Annotated in this window: 15 protein-coding genes and 1 tRNA gene; 12 read left to right on the top strand and 4 right to left on the bottom strand. The window is 72.3% G+C overall.

Translation table 11 applies throughout. The features are described from left to right. Nucleotides 1-2 precede the first annotated feature (2 nt). The 9 genes from H0H10_RS30810 to H0H10_RS30850 all read left to right on the top strand — a co-directional run bounded on the left by H0H10_RS30810 (nt 3) and on the right by H0H10_RS30850 (nt 8,243). Complete coding sequence (locus tag H0H10_RS30810; protein ID WP_188184425.1) at nt 3-2,120, top strand: P-loop NTPase family protein; 2,118 nt, start codon at nt 3-5, stop codon at nt 2,118-2,120. Nucleotides 2,121-2,340: 220 nt separating this feature from the next. Continuing rightward, on the top strand, nt 2,341-2,649 hold the full coding sequence (locus tag H0H10_RS30815; RefSeq protein WP_188184426.1) for a hypothetical protein: 309 nt from the start codon (nt 2,341-2,343) through the stop codon (nt 2,647-2,649). Between the two features lie 17 nt (nt 2,650-2,666). Further along, on the top strand, nt 2,667-2,957 hold the full coding sequence (locus H0H10_RS30820; protein ID WP_188184427.1) for a hypothetical protein: 291 nt from the start codon (nt 2,667-2,669) through the stop codon (nt 2,955-2,957). Nucleotides 2,958-3,047: 90 nt separating this feature from the next. Continuing rightward, complete coding sequence (locus H0H10_RS30825) at nt 3,048-3,794, top strand: class I SAM-dependent methyltransferase (RefSeq protein ID WP_188184428.1); 747 nt, start codon at nt 3,048-3,050, stop codon at nt 3,792-3,794. Beyond that, a complete protein-coding gene (locus H0H10_RS30830) occupies nt 3,791-4,681 on the top strand; it encodes a bifunctional DNA primase/polymerase (protein ID WP_188184429.1) in 891 nt (296 codons plus the stop codon). Before H0H10_RS30825 ends, H0H10_RS30830 begins: the two co-directional genes overlap by 4 nt. Next, entirely contained in the window at nt 4,678-5,106 is a 429-nt protein-coding gene (locus H0H10_RS30835) for a hypothetical protein (protein ID WP_223180672.1), read from the top strand. Before H0H10_RS30830 ends, H0H10_RS30835 begins: the two co-directional genes overlap by 4 nt. Beyond that, the gene (locus H0H10_RS30840) at nt 5,103-6,509 is read left to right on the top strand and encodes a DNA primase family protein (RefSeq protein ID WP_188184430.1); all 1,407 of its coding nucleotides are present in this window, start codon (nt 5,103-5,105) and stop codon (nt 6,507-6,509) included. The genes H0H10_RS30835 and H0H10_RS30840 overlap by 4 nt, the downstream gene beginning before the upstream one ends. Before the next feature lie 112 nt (nt 6,510-6,621). After that, nucleotides 6,622-6,807 carry a helix-turn-helix transcriptional regulator gene (locus H0H10_RS30845; protein ID WP_188184431.1) on the top strand — a complete coding sequence of 62 codons (186 nt, stop codon included), beginning with the start codon at nt 6,622-6,624 and terminating at the stop codon, nt 6,805-6,807. Between the two features lie 59 nt (nt 6,808-6,866). Further along, nucleotides 6,867-8,243 carry a tyrosine-type recombinase/integrase gene (locus tag H0H10_RS30850; RefSeq protein ID WP_188184432.1) on the top strand — a complete coding sequence of 459 codons (1,377 nt, stop codon included), beginning with the start codon at nt 6,867-6,869 and terminating at the stop codon, nt 8,241-8,243. A 136-nt stretch (nt 8,244-8,379) separates the two neighbouring features. Here the strand turns inward: H0H10_RS30850 and H0H10_RS30855 are convergent. After that, nucleotides 8,380-8,466 (bottom strand) — tRNA-Ser (locus H0H10_RS30855). 63 nt (nt 8,467-8,529) lie between these two features. After that, the gene (locus tag H0H10_RS30860; RefSeq protein WP_188184433.1) at nt 8,530-10,107 is read right to left on the bottom strand and encodes a S1C family serine protease; all 1,578 of its coding nucleotides are present in this window, start codon (nt 10,105-10,107) and stop codon (nt 8,530-8,532) included. Nucleotides 10,108-10,374: 267 nt separating this feature from the next. On the opposite strand from H0H10_RS30860, the gene H0H10_RS30865 reads away from it, so the two are divergent. The 3 genes from H0H10_RS30865 (at nt 10,375) to H0H10_RS30875 (ending at nt 13,104) form a co-directional block, all read left to right on the top strand. Then, on the top strand, nt 10,375-11,202 hold the full coding sequence (locus H0H10_RS30865) for a glycerophosphodiester phosphodiesterase (protein ID WP_188184434.1): 828 nt from the start codon (nt 10,375-10,377) through the stop codon (nt 11,200-11,202). 146 nt (nt 11,203-11,348) lie between these two features. Then, entirely contained in the window at nt 11,349-11,987 is a 639-nt protein-coding gene (locus tag H0H10_RS30870; RefSeq protein ID WP_188184435.1) for an ATP-binding protein, read from the top strand. 127 nt (nt 11,988-12,114) lie between these two features. Continuing rightward, a complete protein-coding gene (locus H0H10_RS30875; RefSeq protein WP_188184436.1) occupies nt 12,115-13,104 on the top strand; it encodes a DUF5926 family protein in 990 nt (329 codons plus the stop codon). Nucleotides 13,105-13,346: 242 nt separating this feature from the next. On the opposite strand, the gene H0H10_RS30880 is transcribed toward H0H10_RS30875, so the two are convergent. Continuing rightward, a complete protein-coding gene (locus H0H10_RS30880) occupies nt 13,347-14,027 on the bottom strand; it encodes a hypothetical protein (protein WP_188184437.1) in 681 nt (226 codons plus the stop codon). 56 nt (nt 14,028-14,083) lie between these two features. Continuing rightward, on the bottom strand, nt 14,084-14,749 hold the full coding sequence (locus H0H10_RS30885) for a bifunctional DNA primase/polymerase (RefSeq protein WP_188184438.1): 666 nt from the start codon (nt 14,747-14,749) through the stop codon (nt 14,084-14,086). Between the last annotated feature and the right edge of the window lie 117 nt (nt 14,750-14,866).

Here is a 14,866-nt window from a genome sequence, read left to right on the forward strand (position 1 = left end):
TCATGGCCAGCACCGCTACCGCCAAGCAGCAGGTGAGCAGTGGCCCGGTGCTGGACTGGGCCGCCGGTCACGGACCCGTGACCGGCGCCCTGTCCGCCACCACCGGAGCCTTCGCCATCGCCACCACCGGCGCCGCCACCTCCATGCCCCCGGGCTGGGCCCTGGCCGTCGGCGCCGCGGGCGCCCTCGGCCACACCATCGTCGGCCTGCGCGTCCGCAACGCCGGCCGCACCCTGGCCACCCGCGCCGCCAGCTGGCTGGTCGGCGCCGGCTGGACGACCTGGGCCATGACCCACGGCCCCCTGACCTGGGCCGCCCTCGGATCGCTGGCCACCATCGGCGTCGGCATCGGCGCCGCCGCCCGCTCCACCGCCCTCTACGAGGAGGCCCGCGAAACGGAGGCGCTGGCCGCGGCCGACCGGCAGGTCGCGCGGGAGCTGTCCGCCGAGCGCCGGGCGATCGCCGCGGAATGGGTCGACCGCATCCAGCGGGTGTGCTCCATCACCGTCCGCGTCCTGGCGGTCGAGCAGTGGCCGACCGGCGCCGGGTTCTCCATCGACGCCGAACTCCCGCCCGGCGGCGCCACCTACCAGAAGATCGCCGCCGAGTCCGGTCGGCTGTCCGCGGACGCACGGCTGCCGCACGGCTGCACCGTGACCGCCACGCCGGGCATCGACCAGGGCCGGGTCATCATCGACGTGACCACCGTCAACGTCCTGATGGAGGAGCGGACCTACCCCTCCGACTACGGCGTCCTGTCCCTGCTCACCGGGATTCCGTGGGGGTACCGGACGAACGCGGAGCAGATCCTCGCCTACCTGCGCGAGCAGTGCGCGCTCGTGGTCGGGCCGACCGGATCGGGCAAGACCAACATGGTCCACACGATCCTCGCCGGGTTCGCCCGCGCCGAGGACGTCCTCACGTGGGTGATCGACCTCAACGCCGGATCCGCGGGCCTGCCCTGGGTGCTGCCCGCGCTCAACGGGGAGATCGACGGCACGGACGGCAAGCCCGTGCGGCCCGGTGTCGACTGGCTCGCCGGGACCTACGACGAGGCGCTGCTGATGCTGGAGACCGCCGTCCGGGTCGCCAAGCAGCGCAAGATGGGCTACCAGGAGCTGCTGGCCAAGGCCAACACCGACCTTCTCCCGGTCGGCCCGCGGATTCCCCAGATCATGCTGGTGATCGATGAGGGTGCGGAGATCCTGGCCAGCACCGACCGGCAGATGCGCAAGCTCGCGGAAAAGATCCTGGAAGTCATCCGCATCGCCCGCGCCATGGGCCTGCGCACCGTCCTGACCGCGCTCGGGGCGACGTCTAGCGTGCTGGGCAACCTGATGATCCGCCGGGAAGCCAAGGTCCGCGTCGCGCTCACCGGTGGTGAGACCGAGGGCATGGACCTGGGCAAGATGTTCCCCGGCACCCGCGGCCTGCGCGTCGACCAAGCCCCCTACAAGGGGTCCGGGTTCATGGGCACCCCGGAGTCGCCGGCCGGACTGTTCAAGGCGTGGCGGATCCTCCCGAACCAGATCCGGGAGATCATCGCCGCCACCTCCGACCGGCACCCCGTCCTCGACGACATCTCCGCCCGGGCGGCCGGGCCCGCCTACGCCCGCCGGTGGGACGCCGACCGCACCGCATGGATGCGCGACCACCACCCTGGAGCCAGTGAGCGAACGGGCGCGGAACCCGGCGCCGGTCCGGGTCTGAACCTGTCCGCCCTGCGCGATCAGCAGTCCGGGCAGGCGTCGACAGCGGAAGACGAGATGCTGCGCCGCTTCCGCGAGCAGATTGACGCGGAGTTCGGCACCGCGCCCGACCCGCACCCGCCCGCCGCGGACAGCGGGCCGCCCGCGCCGGCCGGGCTGAACCTCTCAGCTCTGCAGGGCGAGCAGCAGGACAGCCCCGCCCAGCGCGCCGCGCTCGCCCTGCTGCTCGCCGCCGGCCGCGACGGGACCGGGGCATCCGCGATCGCCCGCGCCCTCGCGGACGAGCACGGCACGACCCGTCAGACGGTCGTCGGCTGGCTCAAGGCATGGGTCGCGGACGGCACCGCCGTACGCGTCGGGGAGGGCACCAAGGCCCGCTACGTCCACCGCCAGCACGCCCCCGAGAGCTGATCACTTGTCGCTTGTCGCCCCACCAGAACAAGAACCGCTTCCCGCGCCCCGGAGGCCCGGAAACGGCTTCTGACCTGGGAGGCGACAAGCGACAAGACAAGACAAGCGACAAGCCGCACGACAAGGAAGACGACAAGCAACGCGACAAGTACACCCACCCCGAGCGGGCCCGCACCAGACGACTGGTGCGGGCCCGCGGCTCACCCGAGGGAGCCCTGATATGGCCCACCACAGGCCGCCGGGGAACATCGCCCCGCACATACCCGCCGCCGACTGGCAGCGTGCACAGGCCACCGGACAACCCGTCGTCATCGTCGTCCACGACCCCGCCCCGACCGGCATCCCCTGGCGCCGCGCCCTGATCCCGTTCGCGATCGCCGGCGCCGCCGTGGCCGGCGGCTGGGGACTGGTCGCCGCCCTATGCCTCCTCCTCGACGCCGCCGCCCACACCGCCACCGTCATCGCAGGCGCCGCCGGACCCATCGGCATCGGCGGAATCACCCTCAAACTCGCCCGCGGCAAGCACTGACAAGGGAGACCAAGCCCGTGCGACTCCGTATCCAGCGCAGCGCGTGGCCCCGCAACGCGCTGATCCTGACCGACACCCCCCGCCCCGACTGCCCCGACTGCGACGGCGTCGGCGGCATCCAGTACCACTACGGCGACCCCGAGACCGGCGAGTACGCCGGCACCGACTGGGACCCCTGCACCTGCTGGCACGAGAACCGCCGCTGGCTGCTGCTGCCCCTGCCGCGGATGCCTCGCTGGCTGCGCCGACGCGGCCAAGACACCGACCCGTGGGCGCCCGGCGGCTACAGCAACGAACCGCCCTTCTAGCTACGCCAAGGGCGGCCCCTCCGTCTCGCCAAAGTCGCGGGGCCGCCCTTGTCCACCTGCCATCCAACTGACCTGTGGAGGTCTCCCAGCATGACGCAACCCACCGCCTTCCGGCGAGTGCCCGCCGCGTTACGGCCGTTCCGGGTGCTGGACGCCTACTCGTGCATCGGCGGCGCCGCCAAGGGCTACCAGCGGCTCGCACGGCTGTTGCCCGGCGTGCACGTCACCGGCGTCGACAGCCAGGCGCAACCGGACTACTGCGGTGACGCCTTCCACCAGGGCGACGCCATCGACTTCATCCGCGCGCACGGCCACGAATTCGACTTCATCCACGCCTCTCCGCCCTGCCAGGGTGAGGGTGCCCCGACCAAGGGCACCAATGCCGCTCGCAACGCGGCGATCGGTCGGACCTACCCGAGGCTCATCGCCCCCACCCGGGCCGCGCTGGAGGCCACGGGACGGCCGTACGTGATGGAGAACGTGGCCGGGTCCGAAGTCCGCAAGGACATCCGCCTGTGCGGAGAGATGTTCGGCCTCGGAGTGCTCATGCACCGCTACTTCGAACTCGGGGGCTGGACCACCGCCCAACCGGCACACCCTCACCACCGGGGCAGGGTGCGCGGTTGGCGGCACGGCCAGTGGCACGACGGGCCGTACGTGGCCGCCTACGGACAAGGCGGCGGCAAGGCAACCGTGGAGGAGATCCGCGCGGCCAAAGGCATTGACTGGTCGACCGATCACCTGCGTCTGCGGGAGGCCCTGCCGCCCGCCTACACCGAGTGGATCGGCCGCGCCTACCTCGCCACCCTCACCCCCTCCCTGGGGGTGGCCGCGTGAACGAGTCCCTGACGCGCGCCGCGTTGGACGCCGCGGAACGCGGCTGGCACGTCTTCCCGCTCCGTCCCGGCACCAAGCGGCCCGCCCTGCACGGGGAGAAGTCGTGCCCCGGCACCGGGCCCTGCGTGGGCGGGCACCGCAAGTGGGAGGACCGGGCGACGACCGACCCGGACCGGATCCGGGCCGCGTGGTCGCAGGCGCCGTACAACGTCGGCATCGCCACCGGCCCGTCCGGGCTGCTCGTCGTCGACCTGGACGTGCCCAAGGACAAGGGCAGTTCGGACGCGCCTTGCGGCGCGGCGACCTTTGCGGCGCTCTGCGAGCGCGCCGGGCAGGCCGTCCCCGACACCTACCGCACCCGGACCGCGAGCGGCGGACAGCACCTGTACTTCACCGCCCCGGACGGCGTCCGGCTGCCCAACACCGCAGGCACGGTCGCCGCTTCGGTCGACACCCGGGCGTGCGGCGGGTACGTCGTCGCCGCCGGCAGCATCCTGCCCGCCGGACGCTACGAGGCACTGAGCGGCGCTGTGGCCGTCCCTCTGCCCGGATGGCTGCTGGCCGTCCTGCAACCCGCTCCCGCACGCCCTGCGGGCCCGCTGCGGCTGCCGGCGGTGGACGGCAGCCGCGCGGCGCTGGCCGCGCTGGAGGCCGAATGCGCCGTGGTCGCTGCCGCCCCGGACGGACTGCGGAACACCACCCTCAACCGCAGCGCGTTCAAGGTGGGGCGGTTCGTCGCGTGGGGCGACCTCCCCCGGCACGTGGCAGAGGACGCCTTCCAAGCAGCTGGAGAGGCCGTGGGACTCACCGCTACCGAGTGCCGGACCACGATCCGCAGCGCCCTGGACAGCTCCCTGCGCACCGCCCGGCCCCGGGAGGCGGCATGAGCACCCCGAACCGCCCCCGCTTGGAAGGCCAACCGACCCCCACCACCAGCCCGGACGCCGCCCGACCGGCCGCGCCCCCGGCGGCCGTGGGCGAGCCGAAGGACGCCGCCCGTCAGGGCGTCGTAACTGCTCTTCCCCGCTCGAAGCGGTTCACGGCCGGCGACGCGCAGCCCAGCAGCGACCCGACGCCGGACCGGCCCGGCCTCCGCGTCTACGCCCCGCCGGTCTACCGGCACCACTGGGACGGGGCCCGCTGGTCCAAGCGCTACGGCGACACCCCCACCGCCGCCTACGCCTGCGCCTGCGGGCAGATCGCCACCGCCCGCGGACAGCAGGCTGTGGCCGCCCTGGTCGCCGAGTACGCCGCCCACACCTCCGGTTGCACCGGAACCCCCACCACGCCGGAACGGAGGAACGCCGCATGACCGGCATGGAAGAACTGCCCGCACCCTCCAACCCCCTCGCCGTCGCCCGCCGACTACTGCCGGACTGGCAGACCGAAGACGGACACCTCGTGTGCCGGCGCTGGCGCGGCTCATGGATGCGCTGGACCGGCACCTGCTGGCGCGAGCTGGACGAAGCACAGATCCGCGCCGCCATGTACACCCGACTCGAACACGCCGTCTACAGCGCCCCGGGCAAGGACGGACAGCCGGAACTGAGGGACTGGGCACCCACCAAGCAGAAGATCGGCAACCTTCTCGACGCGCTCGGCGCCATCACGCTGCTGCCCACCGAGACCGACGCCCCCTCCTGGATTGACCAGAACGACGGAGCGCAAGTGGACGGGAGTCCGATCGTGGCGTGCGCCAACGGGCTGCTGCGCATCCGGGACCGGGCGCTGCTGCCGCACGGACCCGGCTTCTTCAACCTCGTCTCGGTACCCTTCGCCTACGACCCCGCCGCGACCGCGCCCACCTGGCTGCGCTTCCTGGGGCAGATCTGGCCGGACGCCTCAGACGCCATCGCCGCACTTCAGGAGTGGTTCGGCTACGTCTTGTCCGGCCGCACCGACCAGCAAAAGATCCTGCTCATGGTCGGTCCCTCCCGATCCGGCAAGGGCACCATCGCCCGCGTGCTGAAGATGCTGGTCGGAAAAGAAAACCTCGCCGGGCCGACCCTGGCAGGACTCGGCACCAACTTCGGGCTGTCCACCCTGGTCGGCAAGCCCCTCGCGGTCATCTCCGACGCCCGGCTGTCAGCCAACGACAACAGCCAAGTCGTCGAACGGCTGCTCACCATCTCCGGTGAGGACACGATCGACATCGACCGCAAGTACCGCCAGCCCTGGACAGGGAAGCTACCCACCCGGCTGATGATCCTCTCAAACGAGCTGCCCCACTTCGGCGACTCCTCCGGGGTCATCGCCCGCCGCTTCATCGTGCTCAACATGACCGTCTCGTGGCTGGGCAAGGAAGACTCCACCCTCACGGACAAGCTCACCGCCGAAATGCCCGGCATCATCAACTGGGCCCTTGACGGGCTGGCCCGGCTGGAGACCACGGGCCGGATCACGGAACCCGTCTCCAGCCGCGAAGCGGTCACGACCATGCAGGACACCGCCTCGCCCACCTCCGCGTTCCTCCGGGAACGCTGCGCCACCGGACCCACGTGCAGCGTGCCCGTGGACACCCTGTGGGCCGTCTGGCGCGACTGGGCCGAGGACAACGGCGTCCGCGCCGGCACGAAACAGGTCTTCGGCCGCAATCTGCTCTCCGTCGTACCCCAACTCAACCGCACTCGTCCCCGAGACGCCTACGGCCGACAGGTGGCCACCTACAACGGGATCACCCTCAAGCACTCCGAATCACATCAGCCTGAGTCGTGACTCACCGCGGCTCAACCCCCTCCCGATCGGCTCTGAGTCGCGATGAGTCACGACTCAGAGCAATGTCACTCGAACTCGCTCGCCCCAGAACACGCCTTCCCCGAGGAGTGCAATGGCCCGCACGCACATGCTCAAGCTCCCCGAAGTACTCGCAGAGATCGAGATGAGCCGCGCTGCTTTCTACCGCATGCGTGCTCGTGGCAAGGCCCCGAAGCTCATCAAGCTCCCGAACGGACAGATTCGCTGTCGCCGCAGCGACCTGGACGCGTGGTGGGCCGAGCACGAGATCGCAGCCTGAACCAGACCAGACAGAAGGGGCCCCGCTATGGCGGGGTCCCTTCGCTGTGAGGGAGAGCAATGCACAGCTACGACGTGCGCATCTGGAGTATCCGGAAGCGTCCGAGCAAGGCCGCGCCGTTCCAACTGCGGTGGCTGGTCGCCGGCGAGGAGTTCCAGGAGAAGTTCGCCACCAAGACGCTCGCCGACGCACGCCGCGCGGAACTGCTGTCCGCGACTCGCAAGGGCGAGCCGTTCGACACGGAAACCGGACTGCCCATCTCCGAGGTGCGCGAGCGGAACCGCACGAACTGGTACACCCATGCCCGTGCGCACGCCGCCCGGAAGTGGCCGACGGCGGCTGCGAAGCATCGCGCGAGCATCGCGGAAAGCCTGACCATCGCCACGATGGCTCTATGCCCCACGGGGAAGGGCCGTCCGGCGGACGACCTCTTGCGTCGGGCGCTGTACCAGTGGGGTTTCAACGCGGGACGCCACGACCAGGAACCGCCGGAGGCGGAGGGTAAGGCGTTGGCGTGGGTGGAGCGCAACGCGCCGGCCGTGGTCGACCTGGACAGCGCCAAGCGCGTGCGCACGGTGCTGGAGCACCTGGCCAAGCGGCAGGACGGCAAGCCGGCCGCCGCCAACACGTTCCGGCGTCGCCGGGCGGTGCTGAGCAATTGCCTGCGCCTGGCCGTCGAACACGAGCTGCTGCCCGGCAACCCACTGCACCGCGTCCACTGGGAGACTCCCAAGGCAGTGGAGGAACTGGACGTGCGGAGCGTCGCCACGCCGGCGCAGGCACGGGCTCTGTTGGACGCCGTTCGCACGCAGGGTCCCCGCGGCGCCCACCTGGTCGCGTTCTTCGCGTGCATCTATTACGCGGCGATGCGGCCGGAAGAAGTGTCCATGCTCAGTGCCGACCAGTGCGATTTGCCCACAGAGGGATGGGGGCGGCTCATGCTCGCCGGCGCACGACCGCAGGTCGGATCGGCATGGACGGACGACGGCAAGCCGTACGAAGAGCGACAGTTGAAGCACCGGGCCCGCCGGGCGGTCCGTCCTGTGCCCATCCCGCCCGTACTGGTCGGCATCCTGCGGGATCACATCGACGCGTTCGGCACCACAGCCGACGGTCGGCTGTTCAGCGCCGTGCGCGGTGGCCCGGTCCGGTCGCAGGAGTACGGCGCGGTGTGGAAGGAGGCCCGCCGGAAGGCGCTCACTCCCGCGCAGGCCGCCTCTCCGCTGGCCGCCATCCCGTACGACCTGCGGCACGCGTGCGTGTCGTTCTGGCTCCGCTCCGGGGTGAGCCTCGCGGAGACCGCCCGCCGCGCGGGACAGAGCGTCGCCGTGCTCCAGCGCTACTACGCCAAGGTGCTGGACGGCGAGGAGGACAGGATGAACGCCCTGATCGAGCAAGGTCTGGCGGAGGACGGGAGCGGGACCGAGAGGCCGTGAATCCTGGCCGCAGGTTGGCCGCACGCACTGGTCAGAGGCGGGATACCGGCGGGACGGGGTGAGACAGGGTGCACATAGAAGGGGTGCCGCTCCGGAGAGTGGCACCCCTTCTGACCTGCAAGGCTTGTGACCTGCGCGGAGGCGGTGGGATTTGAACCCACGGTGACATCGCTGCCACGACGGTTTTCAAGACCGTTCCCTTAGGCCGCTCGGGCACACCTCCCCGCGCCGCACGTGATCGGCGGCGCGGGGACCAGGGTAGCGGGTCGGTGCGGCCGTGGGTGGGTCAGCTGTCGCCGACCCGGGAGCCCAGGGTGAGTTCGACCGTGTGCTCCTTGCCGTCGCGTTCGTAGGTGACCGTGACCTTGTCGCCGGGCTTGTGGGTCCAGATCTCGCCGATCAGGGTCGGGCCGCTGTCGATCACCCTGTCGTCGAGCTTGGTGATGACGTCGCCGGGCTTGAGACCGGCGTCGGCGGCCGGGCCGCCCTCCTCGACGGCCTCGGAGCCGCCGGAGCCCTGCTCGGTGATCTGGGCGCCGTTCGTCGTCTCCTCCAGGGAGACGGAGGCGCCGATCTTGGCGTACACCGGCTTGCCGGTCTTGATCAGCTGCTGGGCGACGTACTCGGCCTGGTTGATCGGGATGGCGAAGCCCAGGCCGATCGAGCCGGCCTGGCCGGTGCCGCCGAAGCCGCCGTTGCTCGTGGACTGGATCGCGGAGTTGATGCCGATCACGTTGCCCTTCGCGTCCAGCAGCGGACCGCCGGAGTTGCCCGGGTTGATCGAGGCGTCGGTCTGCAGGGCGCTCATGTAGGACGCCTTGCTGCTGGCGCTGCCGTCGCTGGAGGCCACGGGGCGGTTCTTGGCGCTGATGATGCCCGTGGTCACCGTGTTGGACAGGCCGAAGGGGGCGCCGATGGCGATGGTGCTGTCGCCGACCGCGACCTTGTCGGAGTCGCCGAGGGTGAGCGGCTTAAGGTTCGACGGGGTGTCCTTGAGCTTGATGACCGCCACGTCGTAGCCCTGGGCGTTCCCGACCACCTCGGCGTCGTACTTCCTGCCGTCGGGGAAGGTCGCGCTCAGCTTGCCGCCGTCGACCGCCTCCGCCACGACGTGGTTGTTGGTGACGATGTGGCCCTGCTTGTCGAAGACGAAGCCGGTGCCCGTACCGCCCTCGCCGTTGCTGCCCTCGGCCTCGATGGTGACCGTGCTGGGCAGCGCCCTGGCGGCCACGCCCGCGATCGTGCCCGGGTCGCGCTTGACGGAGCCGCCGGATTCGGAGGCGGAGACCGTCGTGGAGCCGGTCTCGTCGTTGTTCTTGGCGAGGGTGTAGCCGAGTCCGCCGCCCAGTCCGCCCGCGACCAGCGCGGCGATCAGGGTCGCGGCCACCAAACCCCCGCGGCCACGGCCGGACTTCGGCGCGGGCGGCTGGTAGGAGGCTCCCCAGCCGCCGCCGGAACCGTCGTCGCCACCCCCACCGCCGTACGACGGGGAGGCCGGCGGCGGGGGCGGCGGCCAGGAGGCGTCGGGCGCCGAGCCCCGGGCGGCGGGCCCGTGGGGCGCGTGCCCCGGGTGGCCGTGGGAGGCCTGTGGGCCCGGGTAACCCTGGGGGGGCTGTGCGCCCGGGTGACCGTGGGAGGCGTGGGCCTGGGGCGTGCCTCCCGGCTCCGCGGCGGTGGGTGCGGCATGCTGGTCCGCGGCGGGCGCCGGCGGCCGGTCCGCTACTCCCGGAGTGTTCGCCGGCGGCGTCGTCGGTGCGCCCTCCGTCGGCGCGGGAGGCTCGGAGGGGGCTGCGGGAGATTCCACCGGCACGGGGGGTGCGGACGGGGCCGGGGGTACCGTGGTGCCCTCGTTCTCGGTGTTCACAGCTTTTCTCCTCGGTCCACGGCTGTCGTCCGGTCACACTGGTCGCGCTCGGCCACCCTCGCGGGCGCTGCTTCACGGTCCGGCGCGATGGAGGTGTCCATGCCTTTTTTGCCTGCCGTCAGCTTTTCCCACGGGCCGTCAGAGCACCATAAGCGGTCGCTGTGGACCCGCGGCGCTTACTTACTACAGGTCATCCAAGACTAAACGGGCGTGGCCGTCGGCACCTCCGGCCGGACGTCCGCCCCCGCACGGTGGCACCATGTCGCGGTGACCCACGCACGACAGCAGCGCATCCAGGTCGTCGCCCACCGGGGCGCCTCGGAAGAGGCTCCCGAGCACACCCTCGCCGCGTACAAGAAGGCGATCGAGGAGGGGGCGGACGCCCTCGAGTGCGATGTGCGGCTCACCGCCGACGGGCATCTCGTCTGCGTCCACGACCGCCGGGTGAACCGCACGTCCAACGGCCGCGGCGCGGTCTCGGCGCTGGAGCTCGCCGAGCTGGCCGCCCTGGACTTCGGGGCCCGGAAGACCCGGGAGTTCTGGCGCACACGCGACGAGGAGCCCGACTGGGAGCACCGGCCGGAGGACCGGGAGGAGACCTCCGTCCTCACCCTGGAGCGGCTTCTCGAACTCGTGTCCGACGCGGGCCGCCGGGTGGAGCTGGCCATCGAGACGAAGCACCCCACGCGCTGGGCGGGTCAGGTGGAGGAGCGGCTGCTCGCGCTCCTGAAGAAGTTCGGCCTCGACGCCCCGGCCTCCGCCGCCGACTCCCCGGTGCGGGTGATGAGCTTCTCGGCCCGTTCGCTGCACCGGGTACGGGCCGCGTCGCCGGCCCTGCCCACGGTCTACCTGATGCAGTTCGTCTCGCCCCGGCTGCGCGACGGTCGGCTGCCGGCCGGTGTCCGGATCGCGGGCCCCTCGATCCGGATCGTACGCAACCACCCCGCGTACATCGAGCGCCTGAAGGGGGCGGGCCACCAGGTGCACGTGTGGACCGTGAACGACCCCGAGGACGTCGACCTCTGCGTCCGCCTGGGGGTCGACGCCATCATCACCAACCGGCCTCGGGCGGTGCTCCAGCGGCTCGGCCGCTGATCCGCCCTCGGGCCCGTTCCCTCTGCGGGTCCGTGCCCGGAGTCCGGGCACCGACGAGTTCGCCGACCCCCGCCGCACCGGGGAAAACGAGCCACATCGTCACAGGGTGTGCTCCGGCGCGTTCGGACCGTGTTCGACCGTGTCGAATGCGTCACGGGACGGCGATCGGCCGGTTTCCGGCTCAGGTCGATGGGGCATCCACACCGTGGCGTGGGGCGAAGGAGGTCTCGGGGGTGGCGTTGGTGGTGGCACAGGAGGTGCCCACGTCGTCGAGCATGGCCGTGCCCCATGGCCCTGCGGGCGTGGGGGAAGCAAGACACCGCATGCGTGATCAGTTGCGCAGGGGCGGCGTGGCGGAATCGGTCATCGACGACGCCGTACTGATCCTTTCGGAACTCTTGAGCAATGCGTGCAAGCACGGCCGGCCACTGGGCGACGCCCTGGCCGGGGACGGCGACGTCCGCGCCGCCTGGCGGGTGGACCCGGGAGGCCGGCTCGTCGTCGAGGTCACGGACGGCGGCGGCCCGACCCGCCCGGCCCCCGCGACCCCCTCGGTGACCGCGCACGGCGGGCGGGGCCTGAACATCATCACCGCGCTGGCCGACGACTGGGGCGTACGCGACGACGCGCGCGGCGAGGTCACGGTCTGGGTCGTCGTCCACGACGACGTGCACGACCCGGACGCGGGGCACCGCCGCGACGACTTCGCCACGCGGGTCGCGGCGCCGTCGGTGTCCGAGATGCCCGGCCTGGATTTCGCCGACGCGTTCGACGACCTGGGCTGACCGGGCGCCTCTGGCGGCAGGGGACGACGCCACGGAGCGCCCGTTGTCCACAGGGTCCCGTCGGCCAAGGTGTGAACGGCTAGGCTCGCGCCCGTACGAGAAGAGCCGTAACCGGGAGACACCCAAGATGGCCAAGAAGCGACCCCAGACGAAGGCCAAGCGCCCTCAGCTCAGCGACGGAACCCGCGGTGCGGGCGCCGATGGGGAGATTCCGGTTGTCGGCGCCCGCGAACCCTGCCCCTGCGGCAGCGGTCGCCGCTACAAGGCCTGCCACGGCCGGGCCGCCGCCCATGCCGCGACCGAGCTGGTGCACCGGCCGTTCGAGGGGCTGCCCGGCGAGTGCGACTGGGTCGCGCTGCGCGAGCTCGTGCCGGCGGCCACGGCCGAGCTGACGCTGAAGGACGGCCTCCCCGAGGGCGTCCCCTCGGTCACTCTGGCCACGGTGCTGCCGATGGCCTGGCCGGCCCTGCGCCGCGACGACGGCTCGGTGCTCCTCGGACTGCAGAACGACACCGCGTCGGGCGACATCAGCCGCGACCTCGCCGACACCCTCCAGCGGGCCCTGACCGCCCAGCCGGGCACGCCGGTGCAGGGCCGCCGCGCACCGGCCGGCGGACCGCGGCTGCAGGACCTGCTCGCCCCCGAGGGGCCGTTCGAGCCGCAGGTGCACGCGGGCTTCGAGTTCTGGGTCCCGGACCCGGACAACGCCACGCCGGAGGTGACCGCTTCCCTGGAGCGGGCCAACGCCGCGGCGATCCCGACCGTCCGGCTCCAGGGCGTCGACGCCGCCTACTGGTGCGAGACGCCGGAGAAGAACCACCTGCGCTGGGTCATGCCCCACGAGGAGGAGCGGCTTCTGGACGCTCTCGCCCGGCTGCACGCGGCGGGCCGGTCGAATCTCGGCGAGGGCACCCGTCTCGTCGGCTCCTTCCGCGCTCACGGCCTGACCGTCCCGGTCTGGGACCTGCCGAGCGGGGTCACCGCCCAGGACGTGGAGAAGCCGGCCGCCGAGTTCGCCGAGCGCCTCGCCGAGGCCCTGGCCTCGGACACGCCGCTCACCGCCGACGAGCGCCGGGCACGCGGCGGGCTGACCAACCGGCAGGTCACGCTCAGCTGAGGCACGGCCGCGGGCCCCGGCCCGGCCGACAGGCGGTCGGCCGGGCCACCGGACAGGGGCGGGTGACTCCGGTCACAACTCCCGGCCGAAACAGGCAAGTCGATGACCGGAAAACAGGAGATCGAATTTGCTAACCGCCGATCTCTTGTTACCGTTCGAGTAGCCCGGTTGCTGGTGCATCCCCCGTCGCCAGCAACCGGGTCTTTCCATGCGCCCGGCCGCTCACGGAACGCAGCCGTCCGTCAACTGCCCGTCTCCCTGGGCGAGTTGCTCCCCGCGCGCAGCAGCGGCGGCCCGTCGCCGGCCCGGCTCGCGAACTCCGCCACGGCGCCGTACGCCGCCGGTCCGCCCCGTGTGCGTCCCCGGGGGGTCTCGCAGGTTCCCGGCTCGGCCTCGGCGCCGACCGCGCAGCGCGTCCGCACGGTGCGGCCGCCGGGCCCCATGAGGCTCAGGACGGATTCCAGCGGTTCGCCGGTCGTGTTGCGGTAGTAGGTCCGCGCCCAGGTCTGGGCGCCCTGGGTCACCACGCAGGTCTGCGCTTCGATGCCGCCGGGCGAGGTGAGCGCGGGTCCGCAGCGCACGGCGGTGGCCGTGCCGGGTTGCAGCGGGGAGCGGACGGGGCCGGCGCGGAGCGGTGTGGCCGCGATCCGGCCTGCGGGCTCGCCGTCGATGCCGCCGGGCGCCGGGCCGGCCCCGTGGCCGTCCGCCTCCCCGGTGGCACGGCCGGCGTCCTGTGGCTGGAGGCGGACGGCCGGCCGGGCCTCGTTCTCCCCGCCGCCCGGAGGGCCCGCCGATGCCACCGCGAACGGCAGTACGACCGCGCACGCCACGATGCCCGCGAGGGCGAACAGCCGGAGCCTTCGGGGATCCGGTCCACCGCGGCGCGGCCGCGCGGCGCGGCGCTTCCCAGCATGAAGCGGCATGGAGCGGACGATAACGAGCGCGGGCGGGAGCGGACTTGCCCGCGCGCCCGACACCCCTACAACTCGGGTGCGCTCACACCCGTACGAGTGAGGGCGTCGACCACCGCGTCCACGACGGCCTCGACGTCGGGCACCCAGGGCGAGGCGGAGCCGGGCAGCGGCGCCCGCTCCCAGCGGACGGCGCCCCGGCCGGTCGCGGACGGGGGCAGCGCGAGATAGCCGCCCTCACCGTGGAAGCGCAGGGAGCCGGGGACGAAGTCCTTGGCGTAGAGCAGTTCGCCCAGCTGCTCCATGGTGTAGGGCCGCACGAGGATCGACCAGCGGGTGGGCGCGGCGACGACCGGGCCGAGCCGCAGACCGGCCCGGTCCAGCGCGGCGAGGGCGCGGGCGGCCGGCAGGGCGGGCAGGGAGACGGCGCACGGGGCGTTGCCGCCGGTGGCCAGGATGATCGGCGCGGCGGGCCGGTTGGTCCACCACCAGCGCACCATGCGCGCGTCGGTGGTGGCCGCGAGCAGGCCGGGATCGAAGGGATGCGCGCCGGGCACCGTGCACTCGGGGTCGGGGCAGCCGCAGCGCGAGCGGGCCCGCGGGTCGGCCGCCACTCCCGGGAGTACGGGCCACTGCCACTGCGTCGCGTAGGTCAGGGCCGTGCCGATCAGGTCAGGCCTCCGGTCGCTGCGCCGGGACAAGAGCCTGCGTCGCCTTCCGAGGATCTCGCGCATGAGCGCTCGTTCCTTTCCGTTGCACGCCTGGCAACACCGTGGTCACATCACACCATGTGTCGATCACTTCGCTGTGCGTAGCTGTTGGCGCATCACATCCCTGCCGAAAGGCAAGGG

Origin of the sequence: Streptomyces griseicoloratus (assembly GCF_014534645.1) — a bacterium.
GTDB lineage: Bacteria > Actinomycetota > Actinomycetes > Streptomycetales > Streptomycetaceae > Streptomyces > Streptomyces griseicoloratus.

Coding starts and splice junctions, on each gene's coding strand:
- H0H10_RS30810 (WP_188184425.1), top strand. CDS start 3: ATGGCCAGCACCGCTACCGCCAAGCAGCAGGTGAGCAGTGGCCCGGTG.
- H0H10_RS30815 (WP_188184426.1), top strand. CDS start 2,341: ATGGCCCACCACAGGCCGCCGGGGAACATCGCCCCGCACATACCCGCC.
- H0H10_RS30825 (WP_188184428.1), top strand. CDS start 3,048: ATGACGCAACCCACCGCCTTCCGGCGAGTGCCCGCCGCGTTACGGCCG.
- H0H10_RS30835 (WP_223180672.1), top strand. CDS start 4,678: ATGAGCACCCCGAACCGCCCCCGCTTGGAAGGCCAACCGACCCCCACC.
- H0H10_RS30840 (WP_188184430.1), top strand. CDS start 5,103: ATGACCGGCATGGAAGAACTGCCCGCACCCTCCAACCCCCTCGCCGTC.
- H0H10_RS30845 (WP_188184431.1), top strand. CDS start 6,622: ATGGCCCGCACGCACATGCTCAAGCTCCCCGAAGTACTCGCAGAGATC.
- H0H10_RS30850 (WP_188184432.1), top strand. CDS start 6,867: ATGCACAGCTACGACGTGCGCATCTGGAGTATCCGGAAGCGTCCGAGC.
- H0H10_RS30870 (WP_188184435.1), top strand. CDS start 11,349: ATGCGTCACGGGACGGCGATCGGCCGGTTTCCGGCTCAGGTCGATGGG.
- H0H10_RS30875 (WP_188184436.1), top strand. CDS start 12,115: ATGGCCAAGAAGCGACCCCAGACGAAGGCCAAGCGCCCTCAGCTCAGC.
- H0H10_RS30880 (WP_188184437.1), bottom strand. CDS start 14,027: ATGCCGCTTCATGCTGGGAAGCGCCGCGCCGCGCGGCCGCGCCGCGGT.
- H0H10_RS30885 (WP_188184438.1), bottom strand. CDS start 14,749: ATGCGCGAGATCCTCGGAAGGCGACGCAGGCTCTTGTCCCGGCGCAGC.